General features: G+C 47.6%; 8 protein-coding genes. 4 read left to right on the top strand and 4 right to left on the bottom strand.

Annotated elements, in window-relative coordinates:
* The first annotated feature begins 62 nt into the window (after positions 1-62).
* The 4 genes from J4G07_02910 to J4G07_02925 all read left to right on the top strand — a co-directional run bounded on the left by J4G07_02910 (position 63) and on the right by J4G07_02925 (position 7,223).
* Complete coding sequence (locus J4G07_02910) at positions 63-3,731, top strand: efflux RND transporter permease subunit (protein ID MCE2412931.1); 3,669 nt, start codon at positions 63-65, stop codon at positions 3,729-3,731.
* Between the two features lie 181 nt (positions 3,732-3,912).
* Positions 3,913-4,527 (top strand): hypothetical protein, encoded by a 615-nt coding sequence (locus tag J4G07_02915; protein MCE2412932.1) that lies wholly within the window; start codon positions 3,913-3,915, stop codon positions 4,525-4,527.
* Between the two features lie 245 nt (positions 4,528-4,772).
* On the top strand, positions 4,773-5,747 hold the full coding sequence (locus J4G07_02920) for a hypothetical protein (GenBank protein ID MCE2412933.1): 975 nt from the start codon (positions 4,773-4,775) through the stop codon (positions 5,745-5,747).
* Between the two features lie 45 nt (positions 5,748-5,792).
* Positions 5,793-7,223, top strand: coding sequence for a hypothetical protein (locus tag J4G07_02925; protein MCE2412934.1), 1,431 nt, complete (start codon positions 5,793-5,795; stop codon positions 7,221-7,223).
* Between the two features lie 32 nt (positions 7,224-7,255).
* On the opposite strand, the gene J4G07_02930 is transcribed toward J4G07_02925, so the two are convergent.
* From J4G07_02930 to J4G07_02945, 4 genes are all read right to left on the bottom strand, one after another.
* Positions 7,256-8,356, bottom strand: coding sequence for a terpene cyclase/mutase family protein (locus tag J4G07_02930; protein ID MCE2412935.1), 1,101 nt, complete (start codon positions 8,354-8,356; stop codon positions 7,256-7,258).
* Positions 8,357-8,498: 142 nt separating this feature from the next.
* Complete coding sequence (locus J4G07_02935; protein MCE2412936.1) at positions 8,499-9,623, bottom strand: zinc-binding dehydrogenase; 1,125 nt, start codon at positions 9,621-9,623, stop codon at positions 8,499-8,501.
* 44 nt (positions 9,624-9,667) lie between these two features.
* The gene (locus J4G07_02940) at positions 9,668-10,825 is read right to left on the bottom strand and encodes a VWA domain-containing protein (GenBank protein ID MCE2412937.1); all 1,158 of its coding nucleotides are present in this window, start codon (positions 10,823-10,825) and stop codon (positions 9,668-9,670) included.
* Entirely contained in the window at positions 10,818-11,774 is a 957-nt protein-coding gene (locus J4G07_02945) for a hypothetical protein (protein ID MCE2412938.1), read from the bottom strand. Before J4G07_02945 ends, J4G07_02940 begins: the two co-directional genes overlap by 8 nt.
* Positions 11,775-12,149 lie beyond the last annotated feature (375 nt).

Raw genomic sequence — 12,149 nt, forward strand, 5'->3', positions numbered from 1 at the left:
ACGTTGTCAAACGAAAATCTCTTAACCGATAACTGATAACCGACAACCGATAACCACTAAAAATGATTAACCGAATTATTGAAATCTGTATGAAGAATCGCCTGTTGGTATTAGTTATCTTTGTTTTTGTCACAATGGCGGGGTGGTGGGCGTTGAACCGGACACCCATTGATGCTATGCCGGACATCGGCGAAAACCAGGTTATTGTCTTCGCAGATTGGCCCGGACGAAGCCCTCGAGACATTGAAGATCAAGTTATCTATCCTTTGAGCATTACCATGCTCGGGATTCCCGATGTCAAAGATGTTCGCTCAACTTCAATGTTTAGTTTTGGCTACATTAATATTATCTTCGAGGATGATGTCGATTTCTATTGGGCTCGCACACGTGTACTGGAGCGTATGAATCTTGCACAGAAAGACATGCCAGAAGGGGTTGTGCCGGTCCTTGGTCCCGATGCAACGGGTGTTGGACAGGTATTTTGGTATACCGTTGAGAATGGGTATTATTGCCCCAATCATCCAACAGAACGCTATGCCGAGCCGGGCACCTGTCCCGAAGATGGAGGGACGCTTATTGCCTCCAATTTGGAGCTTCATGAGCTTCGGACCCTCCAAGACTGGACGGTTCGTTACTATCTCGCCTCTGCTGATGGCGTTTCTGAAGTCGCCTCGGTCGGCGGATATGTTAAACAGTATCAGATTGACATCGATCCAAATACCTTATTAGCGTATAACGTGCCGTTATCAATGGTTTACAATGCTGTCCGAGGGAGCAATCTTGATGTTGGTGCGAAAGTTATTGAGGAAGGCGGGATGGAGTTCCTGATTCGAGGTTTGGGCTTCATCAAAAACATCGCGGACATAGAAAATATTGTTGTCAAGGCACATAACGGCGTGCCCATCTACGTCAAAAATCTTGGGACAGTCAGCGAAGGTCCTGACTTTCGGCGCGGTGCTTTAGACAAAGCCGGCATTCCTGCAACCGGCGGGGTCGTGCTCATGCGATACGGTGACAATCCGTTACGTGTGATTGAGAACGTCAAGGCGAAAATAGCGGAACTCACGCCTGGACTTCCATCAGGTGTCCGAATTGTCCCGTTCTATGACCGGAGCCATCTCATTCACCGGGCAACAGATACCCTGAAGGAAACGCTGACGGAGGAAATCATCGTTGCAGCAGTTGTTATCCTGCTTTTCTTGGGTCAAGTTTCAAGTAGTTTGATAATAGCACTTGTCTTACCGATGGGGGTTTTGCTTTCGTTTGTGGGAATGCGGATTATTGGTTTACCATCGAACATCATGTCAATGGGTGGCATCGCCATTGCGATTGGAGTGATGGTGGATGCCGGTATTGTAATGACAGAAAATATTACACGACATTTACAGGCACCTCACCCAGGTGAAAGCAAACTTCAAGTTGCAACTCGTGCCGCTAAAGAGGTGGGGCCGCCTATTTTCTTTGCAATGCTCATCGTTATCGTCGCCTTCATACCTGTCTTTTCTCTGACGGGTCAAGCAGGTAAACTCTTCAAACCGCTCGCCTATACAAAAACTTTCGCTATGCTTGGGGCAGCCCTCATAGCGATTAGTCTGGTGCCAGTTTTAGCGTCATTTCTACTTGCAGACCCAACCCGTACCCGGACAGGTGTAGTTTCCAAAGTAGTGGCACAATTCTTTGCGATACTCAGCTGGCCCCTAAGAAAATTAGCTGATCGGATTACGTGGGTCCTCAGAACCTGTTATCGCCCGATCATTCGGCTGGCTGTAAAGAATATCTGGACGAAGCTCGCTGTTGTTGTTTTGGCGATACTTATATTTCTCGCAAGCATACCACTGACCCCATTCTATAAAAATATTGGGCAGGAATTCATGCCGCCACTTAACGAAGGGGCACTGCTGTTTATGCCGGTGCTGCTACCGGGTGCCTCAATTACGCAAGCAAAGGATGTCATGGCGAAGCAAGATTTGATTATGAATCGATTTCCAGAGGTTTCACTTGTCGTAGGAAAATTGGGACGAGCGACAACAGCAACCGATCCTGCCCCAATTGGTATGTTTGAAACTATTGTCAATATAGTTGACCCAGTGGAGTGGCCCCGACGAGCGGTTAAACGCAATTCAACGGAGGAGCTTGTGTCCGATCTCGTCCAACGCTTAAAACGCGCAGGGCTGATAAGCGAGGAACATGCAAGCCATATCAATACCGATTTTCTGGCGGACATCGTCGCAGCGACCATAAAACGGTTTGATATCTTAGCGACAACATACCACAACTCTTACCTGTCAGTTGACGAGCGCGAGAGTCTCTATCGCATCTGGTTATTACGTATCCTTTTAGAAGAACTCCTCACTGAAACGCGGATGGGTGGGATGGGATTGGAACACGTTAAAATAGGTGAATCTGAGACTGAGGCGAAACTTCATCAGATTGCCGAGGAAATTGAACCTACTCTCAAACATAAGGATTACTTCCGAACTAAGAACCGGAACGAACTCATTACCGAGCTGACAGAGGCTACCCGGATGCCGGGGGTTTCACCTATCATGACGCAACCTATACGCAATCGCGTTGATATGCTTGCAACGGGTATACAAACCCCAATCGGAATTAAGGTGTTTGGTAAGGACCTTGCCAAAATTGAGGAGATTGCGGTCCGCATTGAGCAGGAACTCCTTAAACTTGAGGGAGCACAAGGTCCCTATGCCGAGCGGATTGGAAATAAGCCATACCTCGAATTTCATATTAACAGAGAGGAAGCCGCTCGCTACGGCATCCAAATCCGAACAGTGCAGCAAATCATCATGACAGCCATCGGTGGCATGAATCTAACTTATACCGTTGAGGGACGGGAACGATTTCCAATTCGTATCCGTTACATGAGAGAATTGCGGGACAATATTGAAGCACTTAAGCGTGTCCTTGTGCCAGCCCCAAAAGGACTGCATATTCCACTTGAACAACTCGTGAGAATTGAGAGGCGACCCGGTCCAGCGAAGATTGCGAGCGAAAATACCTTGCTCTTTTCTCGCGTCTTTTGTGATGTGGATGTTGACACCATTGGACTGGTTGATTTCGTGGCATTAGCCCAAGAGACTCTTGATGAAACGATTAAGCCGACGCTACCGCAAGGCTACTTCTACGCTTTCAGCGGACAGTACGAAGCTGAATTGGAAGCTCGCAATCGATTAACGATTGTCGTCCCGGTATGTATCGCCGTCATCTTCATGTTGCTATACCTCCAGTTCAAGTCGCCTTCTGCGATGTTTTCGATCTTTCTTGCGATCCCCTTTGCTTTCATCGGTGGTATGTGGATGCAGTGGTTGATGGCGTTTGTGCCAGAAGCACTCGGCGGTGGTTACGCGATTAAATACAGCACAGCGGTGTGGGTGGGATATATAGCCTTATTTGGCATAGCCGTCGAAGATGGCATCGTCTTAATCGAATACCTGCTGGAACGCGTTCGGGGTGGTGAACCGATTGACGAAGCCGTAATCAATGCTGGTTTATTGCGCGTCCGACCCATCATCATGACCACAGCAACCACGATCTTGGCGTTATTACCAATCATGTTAGCAGAAATCAGTACGACTACTGGCGCGGAATTGATGAAACCTGTCGCGGTCCCTACCTTCGGCGGAATGGTCTCGGCAACGGTGGCTAACCTTATTTTGGCACCTGTGTTATTTTCCCTCTTCTATCCTATTGAGCATTGGATTCGCCAGCGGTAGAGGAAATACATAAGCAATATTAAGAAATCAATATCAGGTTTTGAGGAAGGCTGGAGGAGACCGCGTATCCGCTATTTTCCAAACTTCCATGCTTCCAATCTTCCAACCAATTTTGGAATCAAAAACACAATTTCAATATTGAAACTTGCTTAAGGATTATTTTTTCAGCATTGGAGGTATCATGAAACTTCTGACTACATTCAGCATCTACATATTGGTCGGTCTTATGGGGTTACCAACTGTCGGTACTGCACTTGAACTTGAAAAATACTTACATGTTGCCAAAGGGGTGGTCGTAAGCACGGGGCGTGGATTGGCGTTCACTGATGATGAACTGGAGACCGCACGTACTGAAGAATTCTCAATAGGATATCAGTTGACATCCGCACTTCAGTTCTCAGTCCCATTCAGTAGTTACGTCGTGGATACTCGCGGCGGCAACGCGGATGTCTTACCCTTCGGGACGTTGGGTGTTGAAACTGTTGGTATGATGTTGACGCTCGGTGGACGTGGGAAATGGGCACCCTTTATTGGACTCGGATCAAATTTCTATGCCTTTACTGAACAGTTCTCCGCACCAGCGAATATTCAGAATACTTTTGGTGCGGAAGCGTCTACTGGACTCAACATAAGACTGATTGACAGTATCTTTGGAGTGACGCAATTGAACGGATCACTCGGCTATCAGTTCAGTTTTTTGAGACCGAAAGTGAGTGTTCCTACCAGACCAGACGTTGAAGTGTTGTGGTTAAACCGCCATAGCGTCACTTTTCGTTTAGAAGTCTTAGGGTTGTAGACGAGCGGATCAGGTTGTCCGCAAGCTGTTTTGAATGCGGAGTCACAGTAAAAGTCTTTCTAAAAAAAACGATTTCTGATAAACTTACGGCGTAAATAAAAACTCGTAAAAAACGTTCAAACTCCCGCGTTGGAATTAACCAGACACCGTTGTGAGACGAAGTTATACCTTAAAATGGCATAATTTGTCCTTGCTTTACATTTGGAATAACGCCCAGATTCCCATAGTTAAAAAAGGAGATTGTGATGTTTTCCGAAATCTATCGGCAGCCTCGAACAGGTATTCTGTTAGGACTTATTTTTTTCATACTGAGCACACCACTACTTAGCAGTGCTGGTGAGTCATCCGGTGAGAAACTGGCGGAAACCATCTTCCCGAAAGCCAAAAAATTTGTTCAACGAAATCCTGTCCTTGTGCCAGATAAGATAACTGCTATTGAGAAGGAACTCGGTGTTAAGCTTCGAGCGGAAGACCTGAAACCGACTTTCCACATTCCGATCAGCGATAGAAAGAAACCGATGGGTTTGGTGTTGTTAGCTGATACAGAGGGACCGCACGGCGTTATTAAAGGTGCCGTTGGATTGGACATGAGAGGGAAAATTGTAAAGGTGGAAATCTATGAACATGAGGGGTCAGACGCTGTTGCAGCGGAAGGATTTCTCAATCAGTTCATCGGTATGGGCAGAGACGATGCGTTCAGGGTGGGAGTGGATATCGAAGTTATCAACGGGCATGAAGATGCTGCAAACGCGGTCGCTTTGATTCCAAAGAAGACGTTGGTTATGAGTTATGCTCTCTTTCTGAAACAAGCATCGAAGCCTGATGCCGAAAAAGCACCGGATCCTAATATTCCACAGGAAGATATGCCTGAGGTTGACGATCTCAAAGCACTTATGGCATTGATGATAGATGACTATTTTGTTATCGTTGACTACTTTGATGACAAAGAGAGTAAAGAGAAAGCCATTGCGGCGGTGAAACGACTCGTTAGATATACAGAGAGCATCTCAAGCTTCGAGCCACCCAAGAACACAGATCAGACTGAGGAGTATGTCTACTTGCAAGACAAGTTTAGCGGCACCCTCCTTGAATTTGCTGAGGCACTTGAAAGGGAAGGTATTTCTGACGGAACGCGTAAGCAGTGGGACGGTATTGTTGAATTAGTCAATCAAGCACACCTCCGGTTTAGCGAGGAAGAAATTGACTTGGACACATATTAGCTGCGAGTGCCGCAGCTTCTAATTGAATTTTAATTCGGAGATGGTATGACTATTGTTAAGCAAGGTTTAGTTTGCAAGTGGGACCCAAAGGTTTGGATATGCTGCTTGCTTGCCATAGGACTGTTGGTAGGCACATTGCAAGCATCGGCACAGGTTCGTCCGCCTCGACGGAAACACAGAATTTTGGTAGATCCAGGGGCGAAAAAAGAAAAAGATACTCTCAAAGCGGATATAGGGGCAAGCCTCAAGGACATCGCAAAACGCGCAACGCAGCACGCTCAGAACCCAAAAGTAGATATAGTACTCGTCGTTGACGGGGGCAGACAAATGTTAGGACATCTCGCCGACCTTGAAAAAAGATTCGTTGACATACTCCCCGTTATAGAGGCGAAAACAATGGATTACAGATTTGCGTTGGTGAGTTTTCATTCAGTATACGGAGAACCCCGCGTCAATTTCCATCAATGGACATTTGATTATCTCAAGATTGAAAATGCTTTCCGCGGTATGCGAGTGGAATCCGGAAACAACGTTGAATCTGGATATGGACTCGACGCTGTGATAAAAGGCTTGAACGAGTTGGAATTCCGAGAAGACGCAATAACACAGTTCGTTGTGGTGGCCAACTCTCGGCTGCGCACCTCATGGACAGAAGCAAAGGCGAAAAATAAAATTAGCCAACAGATTATCGATCTTTGTCGAAGCAACGACGTGCAACTCAACTGCATCGGTATGAGCGAAAAGGTTCAAGCGGAACTTACTGATGAAACGAACGGTATGTGGTACCCAATCGATTCAAGCCAGCGACGGATGGATGGGCAGCGTATTCGGAGCGGGGACACAATTGCCGATAAGGCACTCCTCAGGATTGATGGATTGTTTAAACGCATTGCCGAGAACCTGGTTGCGAGTAACCCCGGTAAAGTAGACGTTGTGTTCGTCTTTGATTACAGTTTGAGTATGCAAACCAAGACGGATCCCGCCTGCGACGGTTTGGATCTCATGGTCTCTGTCTTCAACGCAGCTGGATTAGATTATCAGTTTGGGATTATCCGGTTTTGGGCAGCGGTCGGCGGCGGCGAAAGTACTATTGTTATAACCAAGCCCCCATTGGAAACAGAGCAGGTAAAGTCGCTATTTCGCCTCCCAAAAAATGGCGATGAGCATCTATTGGATGCCATCATTGAAGGCGTGCCAAAACTCCGCACCGAAGAAGGGCGCAACCTCGTCCTCATCATCGTCACAGATGAACCAACGAGCAAACGATCAGAAAAAGGATATACCGCGGGCAAAGCAATTTCAGTATGTCGAGGTGCGTTTGCTCGGGTTTACGTCATCGGCGGGGTTACCTCCATGCGAAGCAACTCCATCGGAGATAATTTCCAACGGCAGGTCGCTCAGGTAACCAAAGGTGAACACTATATTATGCCGGGGGCATTGGCAAGGCAGGGCATTGGAGCTGATGAACGGAGATGAATGCGCTGTTTTTCATCCTGCGCGATATGTTGTCACTGTAAATTAAGTTCATCCGGCGTTTTGGCATGGATAGCGATGAGCACGAAACAGGTTGACTGTAAATTGGTGGTCGGTTCCGACAGTTCAATTGGTGTATTGCTGACGAAACTGCCGTCTTCCTGTCGCACATTTGTTAAATAGTTGATAGCAACCCGGCGGGTGTTGAGTGGATCGTTTCCGGCAGCGAGTGCCATAACTGCAATCGCTGTGATTTCTGGGTCGCTTGGACTCCCCTTATATCTCCCGAATCCGCCATCATCATTCTGAAACTGCTTTAGCCAGGCAATTTGGATATCGATATTGTAAGCAGTCTCCAGACCTTGAACCACCCAGGACGTTATGAAAACGTCAGACCTGCCCCCACGTTCTAACGCCCAGCCGCCATCGAAATTAATACCTTCCGCCAGCCAAGCTGCGCCTTTGGAGATCGGTTCAAAATTTTTTTTGAAACCAAGCCTCCTCAGTCCAGCTAATACCGCGGCAGTGTAGAGAACGTTGTCAGGACTCCGTTCTTTTTTTCCCCATGCACCACTGCGGTTCTGTGCTTTTTTTAACCACTGGAGCCCTTTAAAACGGACTTCAGGATCGGTCTCTGCTGCTGCTAATGCAATCAGCGCAAAGGTAGTGTGGGCGGTGTTGTTGTTCCAACCTCCGTTATCCAACTGTGTATTTCTGAGATACTGAACCCCCATTCGGACGACCTGTGATCCGGTACCCCATCCTGCATCGATCAACGCCCAAACCGCGAAGGCAGTACTCTCTACATTGCTATCTCCGCCGGAGATTAGGGGCCAGCCGCCGTCTTTATTCTGATGCTGCACGATGTAGGTTTTCGCACCCTCTATGGTTTTGAAGAGAGGAGGTCCCTCTACTGGCACATCATCGGAAACGGGACTTTTGCTATCCGCTGCAAATCCGTCTTTAATGCCAATCAAAAAGTTCAACGACAGACAACAACATATCAGAAAGATGGCTATCAGCCATCGGCTATCGGTTTCCATCAGTAAAGGGGATTCTGATGAACCTACCCTGCCTTGCTGACTCTTGACTGCTGATTGATAATCGTTTCTTTGCTGACTGCTGTAGTTTTTCATTGTTCCCTCCACTCACAATTTTAGGTGTCAGTGGTCAGCAAGGAGAGTTTTTTAGTCCCCTTGGGTTCCTTGTGAGATGAAAGTTTACGTAAACTGACAGGTCGCCCGCCGACAGCTGAAAGCTGGAAGCCGACTGCCACTCTTACAACTGTGGTTCAATTACAACCTTGTAAACGCCTTCTTGTCCGAGCATGTCAATGCCTTTTTCCAATTGATGCAACGGTAGGTGGTGCGTTATCAATTCATGCAGCGGGGCGCGCGTTATCTGAAGGTAATCCAACGCTGTTTGGAATTGAATCTGCGGATATGCCCATACACCGCAGACATCTAAGTCTTTGTTGCAAATCTGGTGCGGTCGGACACGGATATCTCCGGAATCGGTGTAATGTCCGACTTCGATAACCTTTCCACCGCGTCGCACGACATCCAATGCCTCGGAGAAAACCGCTGGTATGCCTGCACATTCAATGGCGATGTCCACGCCGACACCGTTTGTGAGGTCCTGAATCTGCTCGACCCGTTCTTCAGGCGTTGTATCCCCGACATTGATAACCACATCCGCTCCCATCTGCTTCGCCATATCTAATCGACTGTCAACAAGGTCGGTGGCGATGATAGTCCCAGCACCGCTATCCCGTAGCACAGCAACGACAAGGAGACCGATCGGTCCACATCCGAGAACCGCAACCCGATTCCCGATGCTGTATCCATCTCCGACTTGCGGCAGACCGGGGGCACACGCGCGTTCAACGGCACGTGTCGCAACCGCTACCGGTTCCGTCAGCACGCGAATCTCATCCGGGACACTTTCCGGCATTTTATACACCCAAGAATTGCCGTGGATATAGGTATACTCGGCGAATTCGCCGTTCAGATACGGTGGTGTTTCGCTGTTGCTAAACCCATAAATGGTGCGTCCGGAACACAGAGTTGGACGACCCGGGACGTGCAAACAATAGTAGCATCTGCCGCAGTTCTTTGAACCAGGCACCACAGTCACGCGGTCGCCAGCTTTGATGGGACCCCCCATCACATTCATAACCTGATTCGCATTTTTACCGATCTCAGCAATAGTGCCAACGACTTCATGTCCGGGGATGACGGGAAATTTTAGGGCAGTATGCCCAAGATACATGTGTTTATCACTGCCACAAATTCCGACGCTGTCCACTTGTAAGAGGAGCGCGTCATCTGCGGGGCTCGGTTTCTCGAATTCGCGGATTTCTATCTGTCCCGGTTGGAGCATCACCGCCGCCTGAACTTGCATAGTTAGAGTTCCTTATCTTACTTTTTTTCGTTTGTGGGCACTGTTTATCGTGCCCAGAGCGGAATTAATATCCTTGTCAGTTGTGCCAAACTCTCCAAATTGTGTGCCGGAAGGAAATAGTCGACATAAGGCAAAGCCGTGCGAATACCTCGGCAAATCGGCTGATAGCCGTCACTACCGAGCAATGGATTGAGCCAGATTAACCGATACGCATGCCGATGGATCATCTCCATAGAATGGCGCAACACATCTACATCGCCGCGATCCCAGCCATCGCTGATAAGGATAACGACGGAACGATATGCCGAGAAAGACGGCGCAAACTGCCGATAGAATTCCAGCAGGCTTTCCCCAATCTTCGTTCCACCCGACCAGTCCGGGACAACATTCGCGACCTCATTCAAACCCTCTGCTAACCCTTTCCTTTGGAGAAGTCCAGTGATGTCTGTCAGATGTGTGCTAAAGACTGCGACGTCCACTTCTTTCAGCTCCTGCTGCATGCCGTAGATGAATTGGATGAGAAACTTGGCATAACAATCCATTGAGCCGCTGACATCACAAAGGAGTAGAATCTTGGTTTTCTTAATCTTCTGCTGTTTCCGAATTAATTCAAGAGGTTCGCCGCCGTGGACAAGACTTTGCCGCCAACTTCGTCGAAAATCAATAGTTTTTCCCTTTTTACCGACAACCTTTCGGCGGCTGAGTTTTGTTGCCAACACTGCCGCCAGTTTCGCGACGATCTCCCGTGCTTTCTCTATATCTTCTTTTGTGAACTCACTGAAATCCTTCCGAGTCAGAAGATCCTCGGCACTGTAAGCGATTGGATCGTCTTCCTGTCCTTCCTCATTATCCTCTGCTTCGGTATCCAACCACTGTTCCACAATGTCCTGCTCATCACTGGCATCGGAGAGTTCCTGGAGACTGGACGGTTCTGATGTCTCCTCTTCCGTCTCCACAGTTTGGAATTCGGGACGCGGATATCGCCAAAACAGATTGAAAGCGGTGTCAAACGTCTCCCGTTCAGTTTCTCCAGCGATGAGGTTCGTCCGTGCTGTGTGATAAAACGCCTCCCGCTCACCGATGTCAATCAGTTGGACGCTCTCACACCAACTCAATTGGTTGGTCGTCGTAACATTGACACCCATCTGTCGGAGCAGACGGCAGAAGTCTGTAATTTGTTGAAGAAGGGTCTGTTCAGTCATTTTCTTCGTTCTCCAAGTAAGCAATGAAGGCGTTCAGTTCTTTGGAGACGGTTGGGAATACCTTGTTCACTCGCTCGGCATTTTTGAGCATTTGTTCATAGTCCAATTTGGCACCGTAGATATAGACAAAAACGTGACGAAATCCTAAAAGATCCTGTAGTTCCGCACAGGTTTCTTGGGACAGTACAAATACCCGTGTCGGTTTTGGTTCCGCCATTTGCTGTAAGAGTGCTTTATGCCACTCTTCCCCGGCAGGTAATGATCGGTCAACCTCGCGTGCGATTCGCACGAAAATGTTTTCCAATTGCTTATAGAAATCGTAGAGGTACCTGGCGATCTCAAGTTCTATACTCCGTCTGTACCGCGCCGGGGCATCTTCAATATTTTCCAAAGCTTCCCCGATGCGTCGAACTGCATCTTCTACGTTTGTATATCCATCGGAAATGCGCTGTATTAGTTCCGCCTGATTCACTGCGTTAGTTTCCTCTTTTCTTATAAGCGTTCTTTGGCGATCCTGTGCAGTAGTTGTGTCAAAGCAGATTCCGTTTTTTTGAATGGGCACGGCTTGATTCTGAACACGTTCGCGAAACTGCCCTTTACAATTGTCAAAATTGATTAAATCTATTCTGAATTCTTGGCTAAACCCGATGGTTTGTGCGACAGCGCGAAAATATAAATCAGATGGCAGCCCCCAGACGGCAATATCAATATCTGACCCTTTTGAGAACCATGTCTGTCCTGCGAGTGATCCAAAGACAGCAACCTGTGTTGCCCCAAAGTCTTCATAAAGCATGGTGGCTACTTGATGTGCTGTTTGCCAGGCGCGCTGCAGCAATGCCTCATCCACCTTCCGATTTTGGAGGTGTTGATAGAGCCGTTGGCGGCATTCTGCTAACTCATCAGGCGATAAATCTTTCGCTGTGCGATGGGTGTCTGTGGGTTGATGCATACCACTATCTCCTTAGAGAATAGGATAGCACAAAGTGGCTTGGCGTGCAATAAAAAAGAGACGGGGGAACTGTTTTGGTTTTCCCGTCTCAATTATCTATTTTTCTTTTTTATTTCTTCATCCCTTAAACAGCATGATTAACTACATAGTTAAGCCCTTACGGATTTTTTCGGATTCTGGGAATCTATTATCAGAAATTGTATCATCTATGTTTCGGTTTGGAAACCCAAGTCTTTAGACTTGGGAGGAAAAACCGCCCTCGTGTGTGAGGCCAAGGCGTTTTTTTTTGAAAAAACACTTGACATTTTTAGCAAAATGTGGTTTAATATATGTATCACACTGGAAACCGACATTCATAGCGTTACCACTTGGTAA

The organism is Candidatus Poribacteria bacterium (genome assembly GCA_021295715.1).
In the GTDB taxonomy this organism is placed as follows: domain Bacteria; phylum Poribacteria; class WGA-4E; order WGA-4E; family WGA-3G; genus WGA-3G.

Excerpts from the sequence above, each read along its gene's own strand:
- J4G07_02910 (MCE2412931.1), top strand. The coding sequence starts at position 63 with ATGATTAACCGAATTATTGAAATCTGTATGAAGAATCGCCTGTTGGTA.
- J4G07_02915 (MCE2412932.1), top strand. The coding sequence starts at position 3,913 with ATGAAACTTCTGACTACATTCAGCATCTACATATTGGTCGGTCTTATG.
- J4G07_02920 (MCE2412933.1), top strand. The coding sequence starts at position 4,773 with ATGTTTTCCGAAATCTATCGGCAGCCTCGAACAGGTATTCTGTTAGGA.
- J4G07_02925 (MCE2412934.1), top strand. The coding sequence starts at position 5,793 with ATGACTATTGTTAAGCAAGGTTTAGTTTGCAAGTGGGACCCAAAGGTT.
- J4G07_02930 (MCE2412935.1), bottom strand. The coding sequence starts at position 8,356 with ATGAAAAACTACAGCAGTCAGCAAAGAAACGATTATCAATCAGCAGTC.
- J4G07_02935 (MCE2412936.1), bottom strand. The coding sequence starts at position 9,623 with ATGCAAGTTCAGGCGGCGGTGATGCTCCAACCGGGACAGATAGAAATC.
- J4G07_02940 (MCE2412937.1), bottom strand. The coding sequence starts at position 10,825 with ATGACTGAACAGACCCTTCTTCAACAAATTACAGACTTCTGCCGTCTG.
- J4G07_02945 (MCE2412938.1), bottom strand. The coding sequence starts at position 11,774 with ATGCATCAACCCACAGACACCCATCGCACAGCGAAAGATTTATCGCCT.